The 22,015-nt window shown below is 71.2% G+C and carries 21 protein-coding genes; 11 read left to right on the forward strand and 10 right to left on the reverse strand.

Features of this window, described 5'->3' with window-relative positions:
• Positions 1-50 precede the first annotated feature (50 nt).
• Together IEX89_RS11500 and IEX89_RS11505 are read left to right on the forward strand one after the other, a co-directional pair.
• Positions 51-668 (forward strand): LOG family protein, encoded by a 618-nt coding sequence (locus IEX89_RS11500; RefSeq protein ID WP_188913003.1) that lies wholly within the window; start codon positions 51-53, stop codon positions 666-668.
• A gap of 124 nt (positions 669-792) precedes the next feature.
• A complete protein-coding gene (locus IEX89_RS11505; RefSeq protein WP_188913005.1) occupies positions 793-1,323 on the forward strand; it encodes a hypothetical protein in 531 nt (176 codons plus the stop codon).
• A gap of 67 nt (positions 1,324-1,390) precedes the next feature.
• Here IEX89_RS11505 and IEX89_RS11510 read toward each other — a convergent pair whose 3' ends face one another.
• On the reverse strand, positions 1,391-3,484 hold the full coding sequence (locus tag IEX89_RS11510) for an ethylmalonyl-CoA mutase (RefSeq protein WP_188913007.1): 2,094 nt from the start codon (positions 3,482-3,484) through the stop codon (positions 1,391-1,393).
• A gap of 196 nt (positions 3,485-3,680) precedes the next feature.
• Here IEX89_RS11510 and IEX89_RS11515 point away from each other — a divergent pair, with 196 nt between their 5' ends.
• The 4 genes from IEX89_RS11515 (at position 3,681) to IEX89_RS11530 (ending at position 6,911) form a co-directional block, all read left to right on the forward strand.
• Positions 3,681-4,241: a hypothetical protein gene (locus tag IEX89_RS11515; protein ID WP_188913009.1), complete on the forward strand. Its 561-nt coding sequence runs from the start codon at positions 3,681-3,683 to the stop codon at positions 4,239-4,241.
• 36 nt (positions 4,242-4,277) lie between these two features.
• Positions 4,278-4,817 carry a hypothetical protein gene (locus IEX89_RS11520; RefSeq protein ID WP_188913010.1) on the forward strand — a complete coding sequence of 180 codons (540 nt, stop codon included), beginning with the start codon at positions 4,278-4,280 and terminating at the stop codon, positions 4,815-4,817.
• Positions 4,818-4,964: 147 nt separating this feature from the next.
• A complete protein-coding gene (ccrA, locus tag IEX89_RS11525; protein WP_188913019.1) occupies positions 4,965-6,227 on the forward strand; it encodes a crotonyl-CoA carboxylase/reductase in 1,263 nt (420 codons plus the stop codon).
• A gap of 120 nt (positions 6,228-6,347) precedes the next feature.
• Positions 6,348-6,911: a flavin reductase family protein gene (locus tag IEX89_RS11530; protein WP_188913021.1), complete on the forward strand. Its 564-nt coding sequence runs from the start codon at positions 6,348-6,350 to the stop codon at positions 6,909-6,911.
• Positions 6,912-6,928: 17 nt separating this feature from the next.
• Here the strand turns inward: IEX89_RS11530 and pcaD are convergent, their stop codons facing one another.
• Complete coding sequence (gene pcaD / locus IEX89_RS11535; RefSeq protein ID WP_188913023.1) at positions 6,929-7,762, reverse strand: 3-oxoadipate enol-lactonase; 834 nt, start codon at positions 7,760-7,762, stop codon at positions 6,929-6,931.
• Complete coding sequence (locus IEX89_RS11540; RefSeq protein WP_188913025.1) at positions 7,759-8,856, reverse strand: LLM class flavin-dependent oxidoreductase; 1,098 nt, start codon at positions 8,854-8,856, stop codon at positions 7,759-7,761. Before IEX89_RS11540 ends, pcaD begins: the two co-directional genes overlap by 4 nt.
• A gap of 254 nt (positions 8,857-9,110) precedes the next feature.
• Here IEX89_RS11540 and IEX89_RS11545 point away from each other — a divergent pair, with 254 nt between their 5' ends.
• Entirely contained in the window at positions 9,111-10,190 is a 1,080-nt protein-coding gene (locus IEX89_RS11545; protein WP_188913027.1) for a Gfo/Idh/MocA family protein, read from the forward strand.
• Positions 10,187-11,080, forward strand: coding sequence for an NAD(P)-dependent oxidoreductase (locus tag IEX89_RS11550; protein WP_188913029.1), 894 nt, complete (start codon positions 10,187-10,189; stop codon positions 11,078-11,080). The genes IEX89_RS11545 and IEX89_RS11550 overlap by 4 nt, the downstream gene beginning before the upstream one ends.
• A 38-nt stretch (positions 11,081-11,118) precedes the next feature.
• Here IEX89_RS11550 and IEX89_RS11555 read toward each other — a convergent pair whose 3' ends face one another.
• The 6 genes from IEX89_RS11555 to IEX89_RS11580 all read right to left on the reverse strand — a co-directional run bounded on the left by IEX89_RS11555 (position 11,119) and on the right by IEX89_RS11580 (position 17,139).
• Positions 11,119-12,063 carry a Bug family tripartite tricarboxylate transporter substrate binding protein gene (locus tag IEX89_RS11555; protein ID WP_188913031.1) on the reverse strand — a complete coding sequence of 315 codons (945 nt, stop codon included), beginning with the start codon at positions 12,061-12,063 and terminating at the stop codon, positions 11,119-11,121.
• A complete protein-coding gene (locus tag IEX89_RS11560) occupies positions 12,060-13,658 on the reverse strand; it encodes a tripartite tricarboxylate transporter permease (protein ID WP_188913033.1) in 1,599 nt (532 codons plus the stop codon). The genes IEX89_RS11555 and IEX89_RS11560 overlap by 4 nt, the downstream gene beginning before the upstream one ends.
• A 3-nt stretch (positions 13,659-13,661) precedes the next feature.
• Positions 13,662-14,174: a tripartite tricarboxylate transporter TctB family protein gene (locus tag IEX89_RS11565; RefSeq protein ID WP_188913035.1), complete on the reverse strand. Its 513-nt coding sequence runs from the start codon at positions 14,172-14,174 to the stop codon at positions 13,662-13,664.
• A 134-nt stretch (positions 14,175-14,308) separates the two neighbouring features.
• Positions 14,309-15,205, reverse strand: coding sequence for an AEC family transporter (locus IEX89_RS11570; protein ID WP_188913037.1), 897 nt, complete (start codon positions 15,203-15,205; stop codon positions 14,309-14,311).
• Between the two features lie 47 nt (positions 15,206-15,252).
• Positions 15,253-16,131, reverse strand: coding sequence for an NAD(P)-dependent oxidoreductase (locus IEX89_RS11575; protein ID WP_188913040.1), 879 nt, complete (start codon positions 16,129-16,131; stop codon positions 15,253-15,255).
• Positions 16,132-16,149: 18 nt separating this feature from the next.
• Positions 16,150-17,139, reverse strand: coding sequence for a Gfo/Idh/MocA family protein (locus IEX89_RS11580; protein WP_188913042.1), 990 nt, complete (start codon positions 17,137-17,139; stop codon positions 16,150-16,152).
• Between the two features lie 208 nt (positions 17,140-17,347).
• On the opposite strand from IEX89_RS11580, the gene IEX89_RS11585 reads away from it, so the two are divergent.
• The 3 genes from IEX89_RS11585 to IEX89_RS11595 are packed head-to-tail and all read left to right on the forward strand — an operon-like array spanning position 17,348 to position 20,098.
• The gene (locus IEX89_RS11585) at positions 17,348-18,304 is read left to right on the forward strand and encodes a LysR family transcriptional regulator (RefSeq protein WP_188913044.1); all 957 of its coding nucleotides are present in this window, start codon (positions 17,348-17,350) and stop codon (positions 18,302-18,304) included.
• Between the two features lie 31 nt (positions 18,305-18,335).
• The gene (locus IEX89_RS11590; RefSeq protein WP_188913046.1) at positions 18,336-19,262 is read left to right on the forward strand and encodes a TRAP transporter substrate-binding protein; all 927 of its coding nucleotides are present in this window, start codon (positions 18,336-18,338) and stop codon (positions 19,260-19,262) included.
• A gap of 56 nt (positions 19,263-19,318) precedes the next feature.
• Entirely contained in the window at positions 19,319-20,098 is a 780-nt protein-coding gene (locus IEX89_RS11595) for an HAD family hydrolase (protein WP_188913048.1), read from the forward strand.
• Positions 20,099-20,102: 4 nt separating this feature from the next.
• Here IEX89_RS11595 and recJ read toward each other — a convergent pair whose 3' ends face one another.
• Entirely contained in the window at positions 20,103-21,941 is a 1,839-nt protein-coding gene (gene recJ / locus IEX89_RS11600; protein ID WP_188913051.1) for a single-stranded-DNA-specific exonuclease RecJ, read from the reverse strand.
• Positions 21,942-22,015: the final 74 nt, after the last annotated feature.

The raw sequence follows: 22,015 nt of genomic DNA on the forward strand, positions 1-22,015 counted from the left end.
TCGAGCCGGCAAGGGCGAATCGCAACATTTTTGAAGAGGGTGGCGCGACAATGCGTCGTATCGAGTCGATCTGCGTCTATTGCGGCTCCGCCGACGGGCGGGACGAGGCCCATCGCGCCGCGGCGACGGCGCTCGGCCGGGAGATGGCGCAGGCCGGCATCCGGCTCGTCTACGGCGGCGGCGCGCTCGGGCTGATGGGCACCGTCGCCCGCTCCGTGGTGGAGGCCGGCGGCGAGGTGACGGGGATCATCCCCGACTTCCTCACGCGCAAGGAGAAGCTCCTCGACGACGTCCAGGAGACCATCGTCGTCCCCGACATGCACACGCGAAAGCGCCTGATGTTCGAGCGCGCCGACGCCTTCGTCGCGCTGCCCGGCGGGATCGGGACGCTGGAGGAGCTCGTCGAGCAGATGACCTGGGCCCAGCTCGGCCGCCATCAGAAGCCGATCCTGCTCCTCTCGGTGGACGATTTCTGGAAGCCGCTGCTGACGCTTCTCAGCCACATGCGCGAGCAGGGCTTCATCCGCGCGGGGCACGAGCTCGCGTATCTCGTCGCCGAGCGCCCGAGCGAGGTCGTGCCGATGCTCGAGGCCGCCGCCGCCCACCGCCCGCCCCGCGAGGACGGCGATCGCAAGGCGGCGGAGCGCTTCGTCGAGCGCAAGTTCTGAACGGGGGGCGCCCGCCGCGTCCGAACCTGCGCGGCGCAGGCGCCGTTTCCGACGACGAACGGTCGAGCCGCCTCGTTTCCGACAATCTCGTAAAGGATGTCGCGTCCACGAAACGAGAACAGACATGCGTCGCATCCTTGAAGCGTCCGAGCGGGCCGCGGTCGAGCTGACCGAGCGCGCCGTGGCCGTCATCCTACCCGCCGTTCAGGCCCGACTGAGGCCGCTCCTCGGTAGACTGGCTCGACATCAGCCGGATCCCGAGGTCGTGCGCTGCCGGCAACTGGTCGAGATGCTCTCGGCTCTCGACGCGAACCGCCGGGACGTGGTCGGTGATCAGGCCCATCTGCTGTGGAGCGCCTTGCTGGAGCGCTTCGGTGGCGTATCCGGTTATCTCTCCGCTCCGGTGAGCGACCGCGACCGGTATCTTCAGCAGATCGATGCCTTCGTCGCACGATACGAGGAAATGCTGAGCACCGACCGCGCGCATGAAGTTCTCGGGACTGCGCTCTTCGCCATCTATGCTCACCACTTGGTGCGATCGGACATTTCTCCCGAAGCGAAGGTGGTGGGGAAGGACGTCGTCGCGCTGATCGAAGAGGCGAGGAAGCGGTCCAAAGCTCGCGGGTCGATCGTCGCCAGGGACCAGGTCGCGTGACGCACCCTTCGGCAGCGTGATCAGCAGACTTCCCTCCCTGCCGCGATGATCTGGACGCCAGCGCGCGTCAATAGCTCCCGCGCGCCGCGCGGCGGTCGCGCTTCGTCGTGCCGGGCGCCGGCGGCGTCTCCGGGGCCGGCGGGCGGTCCAGCGAGCGATCGATGACGCCGACGATCTCGCCCATGATGCGGTCGATCTCGTAGTTCTTGGGCGTGTAGACCTTCGAGACGCCCATGTTGGAGAGAACGAGCGCGTCCTCGTTGGAGATGATCCCGCCGACGACGACGGGGACGTGGTCGAGCCCCTCCAGCCGCAGCCGCGCCATCACCTCGCGCACGAGCGGCACGTGCGATCCCGACAGGATGGAGAGCCCGATGACGTGCGCCTTCGTCTCGGCGGCGCGCGAGACGATCTCGGCGGGCGTCTGGCGGATGCCGTCGTAGGCGACCTCCATGCCGACGTCGCGGGCGCGCAGCGCGATCTGCTCGGCGCCGTTGGAATGCCCGTCGAGGCCCGGCTTGCCGACGACGATGGTGGGCGTGCGCCCGAGCTTCTCGGAGAGCTCGGTCACGAGGAGCCGCACCTCGCGCTCGCGCGGCGTGACCTTCGTTTCCAGCGTGACGCCGGTGGGTGCGCGGTACTGGCCGAACACGGCGCGAAGCCGCTCGCCCCATTCGCCGGTGGTGACGCCGGCCTTGGCGCAGGCGATGGAGGGCTCCATGACGTTGGTGTCGGAGCGCGCCGCCGCTTCCAGCGCGTCGAGCGCGGCCATGGCCGCCGCCTCGTCGCGGGCCGCGCGCCACTCCTTCAGCGCGGCGATGGCGCCCTGCTCGACGTCCTCCGACACGGTCAGGATGGCGCGGTCCCCCGTCACGAGCGGCGAGGGCTCGCCTTCGACGTAGCGGTTGACGCCCACGACGACGCGCTCGCCCTCCTCGATCTCCGACACGCGCGCGGCGTTGGACTCGACGAGCGCGCGCTTCATGTAGCCGCTCTCGACGCAAGCCACCGCGCCGCCCATCGCCTCGATGGCGTCGAGCTCCGCGCGCGCCGCCTCCTTGATGGCCCCCACCTCGCGCTCGATCACGGTGGAGCCGTCGAAGACGTCCTCGTATTCGAGGAGATCGGTCTCGAAGGCGAGGATCTGCTGCATGCGCAGCGACCATTGCTGGTCCCACGGGCGCGGCAGGCCCATGGCCTCGTTCCAGGCCGGCAGCTGCACCGCGCGGGCGCGGGCCTTCTTGGAGAGCGTGACGGCGAGCATCTCGATGAGGATGCGGTGGACGTTGTTCTCCGGCTGCTGCTCGGTGAGCCCGAGCGAGTTCACCTGCACGCCGTAGCGGAAGCGCCGATGCTTCTCGTCGGCGACGCCGTAGCGGTCGCGCACCGTCTCGTCCCACAGCTCGGCGAAGGCGCGCAGCTTGCAGATCTCCGTGACGAAACGCATGCCCGCGTTCACGAAGAACGAGATGCGCCCCACCATCTGCGCGAAGTCGGCCTCCGGCACGCCCACGGCCTTCACCCGGTCGAGCACCGCGCAGGCGGTCGCCAGCGCGAAGGCGACCTCCTGCACCGGCGTCGCCCCCGCTTCCTGCAGGTGGTAGGAGCAGACGTTCATCGGGTTCCACTTCGGCATCTGTTCGCGCCCGAAGAGGATCGTGTCGCGGGTCAGCCGCAAGCTGGGCTCGGGCGGGAAGATGTAGGTCCCGCGCGAGAGGTATTCCTTGACGATGTCGTTCTGCGTCGTGCCGGTGAGCGCGTCGCGCGGCGCGCCCTGCTCGTCGGCGACGGCGACGTAGAGCGCGAGCAGCCAGGGCGCGGTGGCGTTGATCGTCATCGAGGTGTTCATCGTCGACAACGGGATGCCGTCGAGCAGCGTGCGCATGTCGCCGAGATGAGCCACCGAGACGCCGACCTTGCCGACCTCGCCGCGCGCCAGCTCGTGGTCGGGGTCGTAGCCCGTCTGCGTCGGCAGGTCGAAGGCGATGGAGAGGCCGGTCTGCCCCTTGGCCAGATTGCCGCGATAGAGGCGGTTCGACTCCGCCGCCGTCGAGTGCCCCGCATAGGTGCGGAAGATCCACGGCTTGTCGCGGTGGCGGCGGGCCGCGCCGTCGATCGGTGTCGTGCTTGCGATCGTGGTCGTGCTCGGCGCCTCGGGCATCGCTGCATGTCTCCATCCTGGATCGGAGCAGCGTAGCGGAGCGCCGTCCGCGGCTGAACGGGGACCTTCGTAGCGGGTGCGACAATCTGTCTAATTCCTCCTTATGCATCGAGCAATTGATTAACTCTAATTTTGTTGCATTATATATGCGTAATATGCATTGCACTGGAGCGATGGCTCCGAGCTGGAGTGTCCCATGGAGAATGTGAGCAATCAGTGGCCGGTTTCCGCCGAGCAGATCTCGCCGGAGCGTCAGGCGGCCCTCGCCGACTTCATCGCCTTCGTCGCGGCCTTCGACCCCGCGCGCGGTCGGCAGCTGCAGGACGATTTCGGCGGCCAGGAGATCCCGCCGCAGGAGACCCCCGTGGTCGAGCAGCCGATCGTCGAGCAGCCGATCGTAGCGCCTCCCCCCGTCGAGCCTCCGTCCGTGACGATCGGCCGGTTCGAGACCTTCCGCGACAGCCCCGGTCGCATGATGATGGGGCCCGATGGCTTCCCGGTGCCCGGCCCCAGCGGTCGGGACCTGGCGATCGAGAGCGCCGAGCAGCTCTTCCAGACGCTGCCGCCGGGCTGGAGCGTCATGGTGGTGGAGCATCGCGGCGACGTGCACGTCATCCAGGCGGACGGCCCGCTCTCCATCCAGGATGCGGCGGAATACTTCGACGGCACGGTCGTGTCCGTCGCCGGCTTCGGCGCGGTCACCTCGCCCGACGGGTCGGTCGGCGTCGATCTCGACACCAACAGGCCCGGCAGGTGAACGCGCGAGAGGCGCTCGGATAAGGAGAGGTTCATCATGGACATATCGACCAACCCTTCCGTCGTCGACCAGTCGACCACGCCTCCGACAGGACCGACCTTTCAAGCGCTGGCAAGCTTCATCGCCGCCGTCGATGCGGCCCGCGGCGAGCAGGTCCGAGAGGACTTCGACGGCGTCGAGGTACCGCCGGGCGACGTTCCGGTGGTCACGCCGCCGGTCGTCGGGGCGCCGCCGGTCGAGACGCCGGCCGCGAATGCCGAGGTGGCGTTGCGAACCGACAACGGGGACGCCGCGCTGCAATTCGCTGCGGATCTCTTCGCGACGCTGCCGCCCGGCTCCAGCGTCTGGGTGGTCCGGGACACGGAGGTCGGTTCCAACGCGTTCACCGTCGTTCAGGGCGACGGGCCGCTGTCTCTCGATGGAGCGGCGCTGGTCGCGGGCACGGATGCGGTGTTGGGCATCGCCTCGTTCGGCGAAGCCATTCCGTCGGAGACCGGCGTCGGACGCGGCCAGGCCATCATCGATTTGTTCCCGCCGTCCACGAGGGGTGAGAACGCCGTGCCCAGCCGCGATTAGGATCTGCCGGAGAACGAGCTGCGCTGATCGCGCACACGATCGGCGAGGCGCGCGCCCGGGCGCGCCTCGCATGCGCCGATGGTTCTATAGGCGGCGCGGCGCGCCACGCTGTACCGTTCGCCCGCTCCAACAGACGGGATCACGACCATGGCCAGCGGCGCGCAGACCCTCAAGGACGCCTACGAGATCGGCGAGATCCCCCCGCTCGGCCACGTGCCGGCGACCATGCTGGCCTACACGATCCGCAAGGACCGCCACGGCCCGCCGCTGGAGAGCCTCGTCGTCGAGCGCGTGCCCACCTGGGAGATCGGCGACGACGAGGTGCTGCTCTTCATGATGGCGGGCGGCGTCAACTACAACGGCGTCTGGGCGGCTCTGGGCCAGCCCGTCTCCGTCCTCGACTTCCACAAGAACCCCTTCCACGTCGCGGGCTCGGACGCCGCCGGCGTGGTCTGGAAGGTGGGCGCCAAGGTCAAGCGCTGGAAGGTCGGCGACGAGGTCATCGTCCACTGCAATCAGGACGACGGCGACGACGAGGAGTGCAATGGCGGCGACCCGATGCTCTCGGCCTCCCAGCGGATCTGGGGCTTCGAGACGCCGGACGGCGGGCACGCGCAATTCGCCCGCGTGCAGTCCCGCCAGCTCATGGAGAAGCCCAGGCACCTCACCTGGGAGGAGAGCGCCTGCTACACGCTCACGCTGGCCACCGCCTACCGCATGCTCTTCGGCCACCAGCCGCACACGTTGAAGCCCTCCGACAACGTGCTCGTCTGGGGCGCGTCCGGCGGTCTCGGCGTGTTCGGCGTCCAGCTCTGCGCGGCGGCGGGCGCCAACGCCATCGGCATCATCTCCGACGAGACGAAGCGCGACTACGTGCTCTCGCTCGGCGCCAAGGGCGTGATCAACCGCAAGGATTTCTCCTGCTGGGGCCAGATGCCCCAGGTCGGGACCGAGGAGTACAACGCCTGGGCCAAGGAGGCGCGGCGCTTCGGCAAGGCGATCTGGGAGCTCACCGGAAAGAAGGACGTCGACATCGTCTTCGAGCATCCCGGCGAGAGCACCTTCCCGGTCTCCTGCCTCGTCGCCAAGCGCGGCGGCATGGTGGTGTTCTGCGCGGGCACGACGGGCTTCAACCTGACCTTCGACGCGCGCTACGTCTGGATGCGCCAGAAACGCGTCCAGGGCTCCCACTTCGCCCATCTCAAGCAGGCCTCCGCCGCGAACCAGTTCGTGCTCGACCGGCGCATCGACCCGTGCATGTCGGAGGTCTTCTCCTGGGACAAGATCCCGCTCGCCCACCAGAAGATGTGGAAGAACGAGCACGCGCCGGGCAACATGGCGGTGCTCGTCGGCGCCCCGCGCACGGGGCTGCGCACCTTCGAGGACGCGCTGGAGGCGGCGGGGCAGTAAGGGCTCGCCGCGCGTGCGCTCCTGATGGAGGGGAGTAGCGCAAATGATTTCCCGCGCGAGCCCTCCTCTGTCACCATTCCCGCTCGCGAGCATCGGCTCGCTGGGAGTGTCGGAGCGGCGATGACGCGGCAGATCTTGTCCTTCGAGACGGGTCCGGTGGACCCGCGGGAGCTGCGCACGGCGCTCGGGCGCTTCGCCACGGGCGTGACGGTGATCACCACGCGCGGCCCCGACGGGAAGCGCGAGGGGCTCACCGCGAACTCGTTCTCCGCGCTCTCCCTCGACCCGCCGCTCGTCCTGTGGAGCATCAAGACGAGCGCGGCCTCGCTGCCGACGTTCCGCGCCGCGCGGGCGTTCGCGATCCACGTGCTGGCGCATGATCAGGCGGATCTCTCGCATCGCTTCGCGACGCCCGCGCAGGACAAGTTCGCGGGGCTCGCCGTGCGCGACGGCCTCGACGGGCTGCCGATGCTGGAGGGGACGCTCGCGACCTTCGAATGCGCCCTCGCGCAGGACGTCGAGGGCGGCGACCACCGCATCCTGGTGGGCCGCGTCCGGCGGGCGAGCTACGGCGAGGGGGCGCCGCTCCTGTTCAGCGCCGGCCGCTACGGCGTCGCGACGCCGCTGCCCCGCGACGTCGACGCGTCGAGCGACCTCGCCTCGCTCTGGGACGGGCTCGCCTGAGAGCCGAAGCCGCGCGATTACGCCGCCTCGATGCCGAGGAAGCCGGCGAGGACGCGGTCGAATTCCGCAGCGGAATCGACGTTGGGCAGGTGCCGGCCACCCTCGATCACGGCGAGCCGCGCGCCGGGCGTCGCCTCCGCCATGGCGCGCATCACGTCCGGCGTCGCGGCGGCGTCGTCCGAGCCGACGACGTAGAGCGTCGGCGCCTTGATCGTGCCGAGCGAGCGGGCGTAGTCGAGCGTCTGCAGCGCGCGGGCGCAGGCGATCCAGCCGTCGGCGGGCGTGCCGGCGATCATCGCGCGGATGGCGGCGGCGCGCTCCGGGTCGCGTGCGCGGAAGTCGTCGGAGAGCCAGCGCGCCAGCGTCTCGTCGGCGATGGCGTCGACGCCGCCCTCGGACACCGTCGCGATGCGGCTCTCCCAAGCCGCGACGACGGGCGCCGGCGCGTCCGCGCGCGCGGCGCAGCACACGAGCCGCTCGACCCGATCGGGATGGGCGATGGCGAGACCGAGCCCCGTCATGCCGCCGAGCGAGAGGCCCATGAAGGTCGCGCGGGGAATGGCGAGCGCATCCATCAGCCCGACGACGTCGCCGACGAGGTCCGAGAAACCGTACGGCCCCGCCGGCACGTCGCTGCCGCCGTGGCCGCGGGTGTCGTAGCGCACGACGTGGAAGCGCGTGCGAAGGAGCGCGACCTGCGCGTCCCACATCTCGAGGCTCGCCGCGAGGCTGTTGGAGAGGACGATGGTGGGCGCGTCCGGCGTCGCGCAGGCATCGCGGCGCACCCGCAGCCGCACGCCGCGACCAACCTCGATCCGGCGCTCCTCGGTCGCGAGGGGGGCGCCGCTCATGGCGTGCGTCCCGCTTCGGCCGCCTCGATCCGCGGGCGGACCTCTTCGGCGAGGAGCACCATCGAGCGGCGCGCCAGCGCCAAGTCGGCCCAGTCGTGGCCCGCATAGAGGAGCGTGCCGAAGGGCCCGACCTCCTCGCGGAAGGCGAGGAGCTTCTCCGCGACGGCGTCCGGCGTGCCGTGGATCACGAGCTCCTCGCAGACGTAGTCGAGCGTCACCGCCTCGTCGGGCATGTCGCGGTCCTTCTTGAACAGCTCGATACGGCCGTTCTTCTTCAGCTTGGTGAGGAGCTGCTTGTAATAATAGCGGTAGGGGCTGTCCGGGTCGGTGGCGTAGGCGCGCGCCGTCGCGGCGTCGTCGGCGACGAAGACGCTCTTGGCCACCCGCCAGGCGGCGTGCTCCGCCGGGCGGCCCACGCGCGCGCAGCCCTCCGCGTATTTCGGCCAATGGCTCGCGACCCAGGCCGGCATCAGGAAGTTTGCCGAGATCGGCTCCCAGCCCCGCGCGGCGGCCTCGGTCACGCCCTTGGAGAACGGCGCGACGGCGGTGACGACGATGGGCGGATGCGGGCGCTGCAGCGGCTTCGGCAGCAGGCCCTGGCCGATCTCGCGCATCATCGTGCGCGCCGTCGAGACCGTCCAGTACTCGCCCGCGAGATCGTAGGGCGGCTCGCCCGCCCAGATGGCGAGCACCTGGTCGATGGCCTCGAGGAACATCGCGTTTCGGTTGGCGTCGAGATTGCCGAAGACCTCGGCGTCCGACAGGAGCCCGCCGGGGCTGATTCCGAAGATGAGGCGCCCGTCGAGCAGGTGGTCGAGCATCGCCACGTGCGCCGCCACCGCGGCGGGATGCGTGTTGGGCAGGTTCACCGTGCCGGTGCCGAGACGGATCGAGCGGGTCGCCTCGATGAGGGTGGCGATGAAGATCATGCAGGAGGTGATGTTCTCGGCGGCGTCCGTCAGGTGCTCGCCGACATAGCCCTCCGTGAAGCCGAGCTCGTCGGCGAGCACGAAGGCCGCGCGGTCCTCGCGCAGGCATTGCCGCCAATCCTTGTCGAGCGGGTGGATCGGCATGGTGAAGAAGCCGAGCTGCATCGCGGATCCCTGGCCTCCGGTGCCTGACCTTGCGTCTTAACTTGATAGGGGCGGGGTCGCGGGCGTGGGAAATTATCATCGCTGCACGAGAGCATCGCCTTTCCTGATGGCGCCTCCCGCCGCCCTCGCACCGCCCTTGCACCGTGCGGGTCATCAGGAATGCTGATGCGCGCCTGTCGCAGCGATGATTTCCGGCGCCCTCCCGCATCCGCTAGACGGGAAGGCGGGTCCGTCTGGAGCGGGAGGATGGCGACGTGCGCACGGTCGAGGTCGCGGTGATCGGAACGGGATGGTGCGGCGGCATCCGCGCGGAGACTCTCGCGCGCTCCGCCCTCGTCGACAGGCTCCACCTGTGCGAGATCAGGTCCGATCGGCTGGCCGAGGTGGAGGAGTCGACCCGCCCCGCGACGGCGACCACGAATTATCGCGACATCGTCGAGAACGACGCGATCTCGGTCGTGTACATCTCGACGACGCCCGAATCGACGCACTACCCCATCGCCCGCGACTGCCTGCGCGCCGGCAAGCACGTGCTCCTCGAGAAGCCTATCGCCATGGAGTTCTGGGAGGCGGACGAGCTGATCACGCTCGCGCGCCGGCAGAGCCTGAAGTTCACCATCGGCTATTCCCAGCGCTTCAACCCGAAGGTCGCCTACGCCAAGGCGCGGATCGCGGACGGGACGCTGGGGCGTGTGGTCAACGTCATGGTTAGCCGCCATCTCGCCCGCGGGCTCGGCAAGAAGATCGCCTCTCGCGTGAAGCTTTCCCCTGCGGCAATGGAATCGACCCACGACCTCGACTTCGTCTTCTGGATGCTGGAGCCGGCCAAGCCCGTGCGCGTCTATTCGCAAGGCGCCTACGGCACCATGCGCGACGTCAACGGCTCCTACGACTGCATGTGGTCGACGGTGACGATGGACGACGGCTCCCTCGTCGTCATCGGCGGCGGCTGGAACCTGCCGCCGAGCTACCCGAACTTCTGCTCGACGTGGATGGAGATCACGGGGACCGAGGGCGCGCTCTTCCTCGACGACACGCATCGGGACAATTGGCTCAACACCGTCTCGGAGGGCACGCGCTACCCGATGTCGACCATGCCGGGCGAGCGGGTGGACCACGTCTTCGCCGGGCAGATGGGCCCCGAGACCATCCACTTCCTGGAATGCGTGCTGCGCGACCAGCCGGTCATGGTCGCCCCGGAGCATGCGCGCATGGTCATGGAGACCTACCGCGCCGCCGATCTCTCGGCGGAGACGGGCGCGCCCGTCGACCTGCCGCTCTCCAACGAGAGCATCGCCGCCATCGCCGACATGAACGCGGCCGCGCGGCGATGAGCGTGCACCCGCGGGTCGGGGTGGTGGGGCTCGGGCGCATGGGCGCGGGCATCGCGCGCGTGCTCGACGAGGCCGGTCTCCTCCACGCCGTACGCGATCTCGACCGCACGGCGACGGCGGCTTTCGGCGAGGCGCGCGGCCGGCCGGAGGCGCTCCACGCCTGCGACGTGCTCCTCTTCGCCACCCCGACCACCGCCGACATCGAGACGGTGCTCGACGTCGAGCCCGATCTGCTCCAGGCGGTCGACGAGGGCCGCGTCCTCGTCGATCTCACCACCTCGCATCCCCGCGACGGCAGGCGCCTCGCCGCCCGCGTCGCGGCGCGCGGTGCGGGCTATCTCGACGCGGCCATGACCGGCGGCGCCGCAGCGGCTTCGTCGGGCACCCTGACGCTGATGGTCGGGGGCGAGGCTGCGATCCTCGAGCGGGCGCGACCGGCGCTCGATCCGATCGCGCGCACGATCGTCCATGTCGGCCCAGTCGGCGCGGGCCAGACGATGAAGCTCGTCCACAACATGATCTGCCACACGATCTTCCTCGCCACCGCCGAGGGCTGCCGCGCCGCCGAGCGCGCCGGCATTCCGCTCGAGACCGCGCTCGCCGTGATCAACGCGGGCAACGCCCGCAGCTTCGTGAGCGAGCGGCGCTTTCCCGATCACGTCCTCTCGGGACGCTTCGACGGGCGCTCGCGCGTCGCCAATCTCGACAAGGACCTCGCCATGGGCGCCGATCTCATCGGCGAGGGAGGGCGGGCGGCGCCCTATGCGCGTCTCGCGACCGCGCTCCTCTCGGCGGCCCGGGAGCAGGGGATGGCCGAGGAGGATTTCACGCGGCTCTACCCGCATTACGACGCGCTCGCTGCCGCGCTCGAGGACGAGCCGGAGCGCTGAGACCGGCGCGGCGGTCATGCCGCCGCGCCGTCGGCGCCTCAGAACGAGTCCACCAGCGCGCGGTAGCGCTCGGCCTGACGACCGCGGACCTCGTCGTACTCGGCCCCGCCCATCAGGTCGGTGTTCTCGCCGAGCCGCTCCATCAGCGTCTGGTAGGTCGGGTCCTCGTCGAGCTTGGAGAAGGCGTCCCGCAGCACGGCGAGGCGGTCCTCCGGCACGCCGGCGGGCGCGAGCACGACGCGGTGCATGATGCCGATCTCGGAGACGTCGCCGTAGCCGAGCTCGTCGGTGGTCGGAACGCCCTCGACCGGCGAGGTCTCGCCGACGGCGAGCAGCGGGCGCAGGTCCTGGCCCGAGAGCACCGAGGGGAAGGCGAAGGTGAAGTCGATGTCGCCCGCGAGCAGCGCCTGGATCACGGGCCCGCCGCCCTGGTAGGGGATCAGCGTCGGCTGCACCTCGACCGCCTGCATCAGCGCCAGCCCCGGCACCATGAACGCGCCCCAATTGCCGCTGTGGCCGAAGCGCAGGTCGCCCGGGTTCTCGCGCCCGTGCGCGACGAGATCCTCGAAGGTGGCGAAGGGGCTGTCCCCGCGCACGACGAGGATCGGCTGCGCCGTGTTGGGCCGCGCCACCGAGACGAAGTCCTCGTTGGGCTCGTAGGGCAGGTCGGTGACGAATTGCTGCAGCTGGTCGATGAAGTTGTGCGTGAAGATGAGGGTGTGCCCGTCCGCCGGCGCCTGCGCGGCGGCGGCCGTGCCCGTCTGGCCGCCGGCGCCCGGCATCAGCTGCACGACGACGGGCTGTCCCAGGATGCCCGGCAGCACGGACGTGATCACGCGGGCGTTGAGGTCGTGCGATCCGCCGGCGCCGAGCGGGATGATCATGGTGATCGGGCGCTCGGGGAAGGTCTGCGCCGTCGCCGGCGTGGCGGCGAGGCCGACCATCGCGGCCAGCGCGACGAAAGTGGTCTCGAGAAGTCTCATCCCTGTCCTCCTGTGCTTCGATTGAGATCGACGCGGGCGTTTCCGTCCGTCTCGGTGCCCTCTTGCGGGGCGTTGGCGTCCACCTTGCTCGCGCTCTCCCGGCCCAGCGCGCGCATGCGGCGGTGCTGGCGCACGAGGATCCATGCGGTGAGGAGAGGCGCGAGCAGGAGGACGGCGATGGTGATGGGGCGCTCGCCGACGAGGTAGCCGGCGACGTCCCCGCGTGCGAGGAGCACCGTCTGCCCCACCGCGTATTCGAGCGGCGGCGTGAGGATGAAGCCCATGACGAGGGGGCTCACGTCGAAGGCGAGCTTTCGCGCCACGTAGCCCACGACGCCGAAGCCGATCATGAACCACAGGTCCATGGGGTTCGAGCGGTAGACGTAGGTACCGCCCACGGCGAAGAGCAGCATCAGGGGCACGAGATAGGCCTTGTCGATGCTCACGATGCGCGCGAACAGCGGCATCAGCACCCAGCCGATGAGCAGCATCAGCACGCAGGCGATGAGCATCGAGCCGAGGATGGCGTAGACGAGCACGCCCTGCTCCTCGAAGAGCTGCGGCCCGGGGCGCAGCCCCTGCGCCACGAAGGCGCCGAGCAGGATCGCCGTGATGTTGTCGCCGGGGATGCCCAGCGTGAGGAGCGGCACCATGGTGGGGCCGTTGACCGCATTGTTCGCCGCTTCGGGCGCCGCGACGCCGTCGAGCTCGCCCTTGCCGTAGCGCGAGGGGTCCTTCGCCGCGTTGCGCGCGGCGGAATAGCCCATGAAGGCGGCGACCACCTGGCCGACGCCGGGGATCATGCCGATCGTGCCGCCGATGAGCGTCGAGCGCAGGATCGTGCGCCGCGAGGCCGTGATCTCGCGCCAGGTGAGCGGATCGCCCTCCGCGCGGGTCTGGCGGGCCTCGACGAAGCTCGCCTTGCGGCTCTCGAGCGCGAGCAGGATCTCGGGGATGGCGAACAGCCCGATGATGAGCGGCAGGAGGTCGATGCCGGCCTGGAGCTGGTGGAAGCCGAAATCGAAGCGCGCGAGCGCGCCGATCGGGTCCTGCCCGATCATCGCCAGGAAGGCGCCGACGAGGAGCATCACGAGCCCCTTGATCGGCGAGCCCGAGGCGGTCACCGCGATGACGAGGAGGCTCAGCAGCAGGATCGCCGCCACTTCCGGCGGGCCGATCAGGAGCGCGATCGCCGCGATGGCGCCGATGACGAGGATCGTCGCGAAGGAGGAGAGGAAGTCGCCCACCGCGGACGCGACGAGCGCCATCTCGAGCGCCTTGCGGGACTGTCCTTTGCGCGTGAGCGCGGGACCGTCGAACGTGGTGGCGACGGAGGCGCCCGTGCCGGGGATGTTGACGAGGATCGCCGGGATCGAGCCGCCGAAGATGCCGCCCTTGTAGACGCCGATGAGGAAGGGGATGCCCACGATCGGCTCGAGGAAGAAGGAGATCGGCAGGACGATCGCCATCGCCATGACGGTGGTGAAGCCGGGCAGGGCGCCCACCAGCATGCCGAGCACGAGCCCGCCGCAGATCATCAGGAGCACGTCGAGGCGAAGGAGCAGCTCGGTCGCGGCGAGGAGCGTATCGAGCATGGCTCAGAACCCGAAGGTCGGCGGCAGCGAGACGCCCAGCACGCGCGTGAACAGCACGTAGATCGCGACCGGCGCGCCGATCGAGACCAGGGCGATGCCGACGACGCTGCGCGAGCCGTAATAGGACGAGACGATCGCCGCGACGGCGGCGCTCGCGCCGACATAGCCCACGGGGCGCAGCAGCGCGACGTAGCCGATCATCGCCGCGAGCACGACGCCGAGGTTGAGCCAGGCGCCGCGGGGGAGCGCCGCGAACGGGTTCGTCGAGCCCATCCTGAGGCTCGCCACCGCGTAGACGAGGCCCACCGCGACGAAGGCGCCGGCGACCAGGGAGGGAAACAGCTCGGGGCTCAGGCCCGTGGGCTCGAGCCCGAAGAGGCGCGGCGGCTCGTCGATCTCGCTGGGGATCGCCACGAAGATGCCCACGCCCAGAGCCACGACCCCGAGCGCGACGAGGGTGTCGATGTTCGCGGCGGGACGCGCCGCGCGTTCCCGTCCGGCGTTCGGCTGGCTCAAGCGCTCCTCCCCTCCGCGATATGCCGCGGCTCGTTATTTGTTTCGCGCCCGATCGATACTAGCTCAAGCTTCACATGACGCTACGGCGCTCGCCGATTATATTCGGTAATGGCGACTTGCATGTTTCCTGATACTCAGCCCGTTGCGGCCGCTATCCTCAACGCGACGAAGACGATCACCGGCAGCGCGGCGAGGGTGCCCAGCGTCGAGACCACGATGACGCCGGCGATCCGCTCGGGCGATCGCCCGAAGCGCTCGGCGAAGATCACGCTCACGATCGCCGCAGGCATGGTGGCCATGACGAAGACGACGCCTGCCTGGGCGCCCTCGAGGCCGAGCGCCGCGATGGTCGCGAGCGCGCCGACGGCGCCGGCCGAGAGCCGCAGGACCGCCATGCCCGAGGCGATGCGCAGGTCCGCCACCTTCATCTTGGCGAGCGAGACGCCCAGCAGGAGCAGCATGCTCGGGATCACGATGCCGCCGACGAGCGTCGTCGTGCGCTCGATCCAGGTCGGCGCGCGCAGATCCGCGACAAGGAGCGCCACCGAGACCGCGCTCGCCCACACGACCGGCTGGCGCACCAGCGAGGCGACCTCGACGCGCCCGGCGCTGACGACGAGGCCCAGCGTGTTCTGCGAGATCGATGTCACGAGAAAGACGACGATCCCGAAGGTCAGCCCGTCGGGCCCGAAGACCATGGCGCAGAGCGGCAGGCCCATGTTGCCGGTGTTCCCGAACATCGCCGTCATCAGCCAGGTGTGGAGCGGCAGGCCGGCGATCCGCAGGACGACGATGCCGACGAGGGTCGCCACCGCGATCACGCAGGCGGCCGCGAGCGCGATGGCGCCCACCGCCGCGGGCGAGACCTCGGCCGTCGTCAGCGTCGAGAAGATCAAGCAGGGCGTGCCGATGCGCAGGACGAGGGAGCCGATGGTCGGGCTGTCGAAGGGCAGGCCGAGGCGCGCCCAGGCGAAGCCGATCGCGATGATCGCGAGGACCGGGGCGACGGTCGCGAGGATCTCGAGGATCATGGGCGCTCGGCCGTCATCTGCGCTCGGGCGTCATCTGCGTGCCGCGCTCATGGCCGCTCGCAGCCGGCGAGGCGCTCCATCACCTTGCACACGACCGCGGCGTCGAGATGGGCGAGCCCCTGCGCCTGCGCCGCGCGGTAGAACTGCACCGCGAGCTGGTAGAGCGGGATCGGCGCGCCGACGCTCGCCGCGTGATCGGCGATGAGGGGCGCGTCCTTCAAGGGAACGGACATGTTCATGCCCTCGCGGGCATAGTCGCCGGCGGCCATCATCGCGCCGCGCACGTCGAACATGGCCGAGCTCGAGCCCGAGCCGGCGATGGCCTCGTGGAAGGCCACCGGGTCGAGGCCGGACTTCATGGCGAGCACCATGGCCTCGGCCGCGACCGTGTTGTGGACGAGGTTGAGGATGTTGCCGCACAGCTTCGTCTTGATGCCGTTGCCGAAGGGACCGACGTAGAGCTCCTTGCGGCAGAAGGCCGAGAGCGCGCCGCGAACCGCCTCGTAATCTGCCCGCTCCCCGCTGCAGAAGGCGGTGAGCTTGCGCTCGAGCGCCATGATGCGGTTGCCGCTCACGGGGCAATCGAGCACGCCCCAGCCGCTGCGCGCGAGAGGCTCGCGGGCGCGCTCCTTGTCGGCGACGGAGAAGGTGCCGAGCTCGACGAGGATGCGGCCCTCGCCGGGCATCCGGGCGAGATCGGCCGCGACCGCCTGGAGCGCCGCGGCGGACGCGAGGCAGACGAAGACGATCGGCGCGTCCGCGGCGGCGCGTGTATCCTCCACGATCTCGACGCCGACGTCTGCGGCGGCTTGGCGCGCCGCCTCGCTCGTGTCGGCGCCGCGCACGCGAAAGCCGCCCTCGACGAGGTTCTTGGCGATCGCGGAGCCCAGGACCCCGAGCCCGATGAAGCCGACTTCGTCCGTCATTTGCGAAGGATCTCCCGGTCAGACGGTCTCGATCGCCCCGCTCGCGGCGGAGCGGGTGACGGCCTCGAAGGTGCGCACGTTCGCCTCCATCTCGTCGAGGGTGACGGGGTAGGGCGCCTCGCCGCGCAAGGCGGCGGCGAAGGCGTCGAGGTTGTCGCGCACGGCCGGATGCGGCGGCCAGAAGGTGGAGACGCGCTCGCCCCCGCGCAGGCATTCCTCGACGTCCCAGCCGCTCGGGCTCTCGGGATGGGTGCGGTCGCGGATCTCGATCCAGCCGCGCGAGCCGTAGACGGCGAAGCGTCCGACGAAGGGTGTCGCGAGGAGCGCCGTGATCGTGGCGCTCGCCCCGCCGGGGAAGGCGACGGTGACGCTGAGCGTATCGCCGTTGGCGAAGCTGCTGCCGCGAGTCGCGAGCCTTGCCCAGACTCGATCGGGACGTCCCAGGACGGCGATGGCGAGGTCGACCATGTGGATGCCCGTCGCCGAGAGCGGGCCGACCGGCGCCTCGCTCGGCGAGAGACGCCAATTGTCGGGCGGGAGCGAAAGGAACTTGTCCTGGCTGAAATTGCCCTCCACCGCGAGGATCGTGCCGATCTCGCCGGCCGCGATGCGCTCTCGAAGCTTGCGGATCGCCGGCTCGAAGCGCCGCTCGTGGCCGATGCCGAGCACGATGCCCGCGCGCCGCACGGCCGCGAGCGCCCGCTCGGCCTCCGCGGCCGTCGTGCACAGGGGCTTCTCGCAGAAGACGTGCTTGCCCGCGGCCGCCGCGATCTCGATCTGCTCGGCATGGAAGCGGTGGGGCGAGCACAAGAGGACGGCGTCGACGTCCGCCCGCGCGCAGGCCGCGCGCAGATCGTCGACGACCGCGAGGCCCAGCGCCTCGCCCGCCTCGCGGCCGGCGGGATGCGGGTCGACGGCGAGGATCGGCCGAAGCGTCTCGCTGTCGGCGAGCGAGCGCGCCAGCGTCCGGCCCCACCATCCCATCCCGACGATCGCCACGCGCGTCACGGCATGCTCCTTCGATCGGCTCTCGTGATATGTCACTGCTGGTGAGCATAGCTGTCAAGACGTCGCTCCGCTCGTGCGAGATCGGCGCTATGCCATTGGCGTTGACCCCGATCTGAGGCCGATCTAGGCTCCTCTATGCGAGCTCGTCGCGTTCTCGTGCGCGCGTGTGATATATCAAGAGCAGGTCGGGGAGGGAGGACGTCCGGGCATGCAGTGCAGTCTCAGGGACATGGCGATCTTCGTCGCCGCCTACGAGGAGCGCTCCTTCACCGCCGCCGCGCAGCGGGAGAACGCGACGCAATCGGGCGTCTCGCAGCACATCCGCAATCTCGAGCACGTCGTGGGCGTCCAGCTCTTCGTGCGCGAGCGCGGCGGCGTCATCCCCACGCCCGCGGCGGCGAGCTTCTATCGCAGCTGCCTGGAGGTGATGCGCGCGCACGACGCCGCGCGCCGGGACGTCGCGCGCTTCGGCAAGGGCCCGATCGGCGAGCTGCGCGTCGGGCTGATGCCGACGATGACGAGCCGCGTCCTGGCGCCGGCGCTCGACGCCTTCGTGGGGCAGGCGCCCAACGTCGCCGTCCACGTGGTGGAGGGCTACTCGGCCGCCTTGACGCAGATGGTGCAGGGCGGAGAGCTCGACTTCGCCGTCGTCCCCGCCTTCGCCGGCGCGCCGGGCGTGCGGGCGCGCCACTTCGTGCGCACCCGCGAGACGCTGGTCTCGCGGCCGGACAGCGGCCTGCGCCATCTCGCGCCCGTGCGGCTCGGCACGCTGGGCCCCCTCGATCTCGTCCTGCCCGGCCCCGGCAACACGCGACGGCGCACCATCGAGACCTATTGCACGACCCACGGCATCGAGATCGCCCGGGTGGTGGAGCTCGACGCCATGCTGGGCACCCTCGATCTCGTGGCGCGCACGCGCTTCGTCGCGGTGCTCCCCGCGATCATGATGGACACCCGCCGCGGTCAGCACGGGCTCACGGTGAACCCCATCGCGGACCCGGAGCTGCCGCTCGACCTCACCCTCATCGAGCCCGCGCGGCGGGAGCGCTCGCCGGCCTCCGCCCTGTTCGAGGAGCTGCTGCTCGCCTCCGCGCAGGACCTGAACGCGCGCTGGGCGGCGGTGCTCGAGACGCAGCCGCGCACGGCGCTCGCGGCGTCCGGCTGATGCGGCGCGCACCGGCTGGAAAGACAGCGAAATGACGCGAACCGTCCCGACCCTGCGGATCGGCGGCTATCAGGGCCCGCGCTCCGTCCACACCGCCGGCATCGCCGCCTTCGCGGCGGCGCTGGAGCGCATCGCGGGGGACGCGCTCGCGATCGAGCGCACCGACGACGTCACCGCCGCGGGCGGCAGCGCGGGGGCGCTCTTCGCGGACATCGAGGCCGGCCGGACGGAAGCCGGCTACATGGCGTCCGGCTACCTCACCGCCCGCGTGCCGGAGCTCGCGGTGCTCGACCTGCCCTTCACCGTGCGCGACCGCGAGAGCGCGCTCGCCGCCCTCGACGGGCGGGCGGGAACGCTCCTGCGCGAGGCCGTGGAGGCGAGGACGGGCTATGGCGTGCTCGGCTTCTGGGACAACGGTGTGCGCCACGTGACCAACCGGGCGCGGCCGATCCGAAGTCCGGAGGATTGCCGCGGCCTCGTGATCCGCACCCTCGACAACGCCATCTACCAGGAGGCGCTCGCGGGAATGGGCTTCACGCCGATCGTCACCGACGTGCGCGAACTGCGCGAGGCGGTGGTCACGGGGCGGGTCGACGCGCAGGAGAACCCGCTGACGAACACGATCGGCTTCGACGCTCACAAGCATCATCCGCACGTGAGCCTCACGGGGCACGTCTTCGGCGTCGCGCTCCTCGTCTGCCATGCGCCGTGGCTCGCCTCCTTGCCGCACGAGCTGCGCGCGCACGTGCACACCGCCGCGGCGGAGGCGACGGGCGTGCAGCGGGCGCAGGCGCGCGCTCGCGAGGCGGAGGATCTCGCCTTCCTGCGAGCGGAAGGCGCGGCGATCCTCGCGGGCGACGACCTCGACCTCGCCGCCTTCCGCCGCGCCTGCGCGCCCATCGTGGAGCGCGAAGCGGCCCGCCTCGATCCCGCGCTGCGCGCCGCCTACGGGGTCTGACGAGCCCCGGCGGTCCCTTGCGCCGGCGCGCCGCGCGGGCGTAGCCTCGGCGCGTCATGGCGAAGGATACGCACCCGAGAGAGCCCGTCACCGCCGCCCTGTTCGACATGGACGGCGTCGTGACGGATACCGCGCAGGCGCATTTCGCCGCCTGGAAGGAGACCTTCGATCCGGTTCTCGCGCGCCACGGATCGGGTGCGGCGGCGGCGCCGTTCACGCAGGCCGACTACCACGCTCATGTCGACGGCGTGCCGCGCCTCGACGGCGTGCGCCGCCTCCTCGCCGCCCGCGGCATGGCCCTGCCCGAGGGCGTACCGGGCGAAACGGATCTCGACAGCGTCGAGGGGATCGCCGCGACGAAGAACCGGCGCTTCGGTGCATGGCTCGAGAGCCGCGCCGTTCCCGCCTATCCGGACACGATCGCGCTGATCCGCGCTCTGCGCGAGCGGGGCGTGCGCGTCGGTCTGTTCTCGGCGAGCCGAAACACCGCGCGGGTGCTCGCCAGCGCGGGCGTGACCGACCTGTTCGAGGCGATCGTCGACGGGGAGGTCGCCCGCGCGCTCGCGTTGCCGGGCAAGCCCGATCCCGCCATGCCCGTCGAGGCGGCGCGGCGGCTGGGTGCGGAGCCCGCCCGTGCGGCTCTCTTCGAGGATGCGGTCTCCGGCGTCGAGGCGGGGCGGCGCGGTGGCTTCGGGCTCGTGATCGGCGTCGATCGCGAGGCGGGTGCGAAGCGCGGCTCCCATGCGGCGGCGCTGCGGGCGAGCGGCGCCGATCTCGTGCTCGACGACCTGCGCGCCGCGCTACCGGTCCTCGTGCCGGGCGCGGCGATCGCGTGAGCGGTCAGCCGGAGCTCGTCGGCTCGGCGACGTCGGAGATCCGCACCTCGATGCGGGTGCGTCCGCCCCAGGCGTTGCGCGTGAGCGAGCCCGCCACGTGGAGCGGGCGTCCCTCCGCCGCGAGCAGCGCCCGACCGAGCGGCTCCTGCGCGCAACGGAAGGCGATCCCCTCGACGGTGCGGCCGTCGCCGGCCGAGAGCGTCGCCTTCACGTGCCCGGTGCCGACGACGAGGGCGCGCGTCACGCGATGCGCGCCGAAGGCGAAGACCGGCTCCGGGCAGCCGGAGCCGAAGGGGCCGGCCTGCTCCAGCGCGTCGAAGAGATCGGTCGTCGCGCCGCCGGCGGTGAGCCGCGCGTCGATGGGGAGCGCATCGCTCGCCAGAGAGGCCGCGACGGGATCGGCGAGGCGCTCTGCGACGAAGCTCCCGAACCGGGCGAGGCCGTCGAGCGGGACGGTCGCGCCCGCCGCCATGGCGTGGCCGCCGCCCTTCGCCGCGAGCCCCGCCTCCACGGCTGCGCGCACGGCGCGGCCGATGTCGGCGCCGGGAACCGAGCGGCCCGATCCCGTCGCGAGCCCTTCCGGCGAGGGCGCGCCGAAGGCGAAGGCGGGGCGCCTGAAGCGCTCCTTCAGCCGCGCCGCGACGAGCCCGACGATGCCGGGATGCCAGTCGGCACCTGCGACGACGAGCACGGGGGCGTCCGGCGCCGCGCCGAGGCTGCGCTCCGCCTGCGCCACCGCCTCCTCCAGCGCCAGTGCCTCGATGGCCTGGCGCTCGCGATTGTGCCGATCGAGCGCCTCCGCCATCCGCGCGGCCTCGTGGGGATCGTCCTCGGTGAGGAGGCGCGCGCCGAGCGAGGCGTCGCCGACGCGCCCGCCGGCATTGATCCGCGGACCCACCAGATAACCGAGATGCCAGGCCTCCGGCGCGGCGGTGAGGCCCGCCGCGTCGAGGAGCGCCGCGAGGCCGGGACGTCCGCGCCCGCGCATCACCGCGAGGCCCTGGCGCACGAAGGCGCGATTGAGGCCGACGAGCGGCACGACGTCGGCGATGGTCGCGAGCGCGACGATGTCGAGCTCGCCCATCAGGTCCGGCAGCCGCCGCGCGAGCGCCGGCTCGCCGCGAAGCCGCCGGGCGAGCGCCACGAGGGCGAGGAAGACCACGCCCGCCGCGCACAGATGCCCGAGCCCGGAGAGGTCGTCCTGCCGGTTCGGGTTCACCAGCGCCGCGACCGCGGGCAGCTGCTCGGGGGCCTGGTGGTGGTCGAGGACGACGACGTCCATGCCCAGCCGCGCCGCCTCGGCGAAGGGCTCGTGGCTCGCCGTGCCGCAATCGACGCAGACGAGGAGCGTCGCCCCCGCCTCCGCGAGGGCCCGGATCGCGCCCACGTTCGGGCCGTAGCCCTCGGTGATGCGGTCGGGAATGTGGATGTCCACCCGCAGCCCCAGCGCGCGCAGGAAGCGCGCGGCGAGCGCCGCCGAGCAGGCGCCGTCGACGTCGTAATCGCCGAAGACCGCCACGCGCTCGCCCCGCAGGACGGCGCGGGCGAGCCGCTCGGTGGCGGCGTCCATGTCGACGAGGGTCGAGGGATCGGGCATCAGGTCGCGCAGCTTCGGCGCGAGGAAGCCGGGCGCCTCGTCGAGCGCCACGCCGCGCGCGGCGAGAACGCGGGAGAGGGCGTCGGGCACGCCGTGAGCTTGCGCGATGGCGGTGGCGACGAGACGCGTCTGCGCGTCGAGCCGCTCGTGCCATGGGCGGCCGGTCACCGAGCGGGCGACGTCGAGCACCGCGCGGGGGGCGTCCGCCGCGGCGGCGACCGGTAGGCGCAGGGCGGCCTCGGGCATCAAGCTCGTCTCTCGCTCTCCGATCGGGCGGCGCACGCGACGCGCAACGCCCGCTCGTGGTGTCGGTTTCGCCT

The sequence above is a fragment of the Salinarimonas ramus genome (genome assembly GCF_014645695.1).
Taxonomy (GTDB): domain Bacteria; phylum Pseudomonadota; class Alphaproteobacteria; order Rhizobiales; family Beijerinckiaceae; genus Salinarimonas; species Salinarimonas ramus.

Coding starts and splice junctions, on each gene's coding strand:
- IEX89_RS11500 (WP_188913003.1), top strand. CDS start 51: ATGCGTCGTATCGAGTCGATCTGCGTCTATTGCGGCTCCGCCGACGGG.
- IEX89_RS11505 (WP_188913005.1), top strand. CDS start 793: ATGCGTCGCATCCTTGAAGCGTCCGAGCGGGCCGCGGTCGAGCTGACC.
- IEX89_RS11510 (WP_188913007.1), bottom strand. CDS start 3,484: ATGCCCGAGGCGCCGAGCACGACCACGATCGCAAGCACGACACCGATC.
- IEX89_RS11515 (WP_188913009.1), top strand. CDS start 3,681: ATGGAGAATGTGAGCAATCAGTGGCCGGTTTCCGCCGAGCAGATCTCG.
- IEX89_RS11520 (WP_188913010.1), top strand. CDS start 4,278: ATGGACATATCGACCAACCCTTCCGTCGTCGACCAGTCGACCACGCCT.
- ccrA (WP_188913019.1), top strand. CDS start 4,965: ATGGCCAGCGGCGCGCAGACCCTCAAGGACGCCTACGAGATCGGCGAG.
- IEX89_RS11530 (WP_188913021.1), top strand. CDS start 6,348: ATGACGCGGCAGATCTTGTCCTTCGAGACGGGTCCGGTGGACCCGCGG.
- pcaD (WP_188913023.1), bottom strand. CDS start 7,762: ATGAGCGGCGCCCCCCTCGCGACCGAGGAGCGCCGGATCGAGGTTGGT.
- IEX89_RS11540 (WP_188913025.1), bottom strand. CDS start 8,856: ATGCAGCTCGGCTTCTTCACCATGCCGATCCACCCGCTCGACAAGGAT.
- IEX89_RS11550 (WP_188913029.1), top strand. CDS start 10,187: ATGAGCGTGCACCCGCGGGTCGGGGTGGTGGGGCTCGGGCGCATGGGC.
- IEX89_RS11555 (WP_188913031.1), bottom strand. CDS start 12,063: ATGAGACTTCTCGAGACCACTTTCGTCGCGCTGGCCGCGATGGTCGGC.
- IEX89_RS11560 (WP_188913033.1), bottom strand. CDS start 13,658: ATGCTCGATACGCTCCTCGCCGCGACCGAGCTGCTCCTTCGCCTCGAC.
- IEX89_RS11570 (WP_188913037.1), bottom strand. CDS start 15,205: ATGATCCTCGAGATCCTCGCGACCGTCGCCCCGGTCCTCGCGATCATC.
- IEX89_RS11575 (WP_188913040.1), bottom strand. CDS start 16,131: ATGACGGACGAAGTCGGCTTCATCGGGCTCGGGGTCCTGGGCTCCGCG.
- IEX89_RS11585 (WP_188913044.1), top strand. CDS start 17,348: ATGCAGTGCAGTCTCAGGGACATGGCGATCTTCGTCGCCGCCTACGAG.
- IEX89_RS11590 (WP_188913046.1), top strand. CDS start 18,336: ATGACGCGAACCGTCCCGACCCTGCGGATCGGCGGCTATCAGGGCCCG.
- IEX89_RS11595 (WP_188913048.1), top strand. CDS start 19,319: ATGGCGAAGGATACGCACCCGAGAGAGCCCGTCACCGCCGCCCTGTTC.
- recJ (WP_188913051.1), bottom strand. CDS start 21,941: ATGCCCGAGGCCGCCCTGCGCCTACCGGTCGCCGCCGCGGCGGACGCC.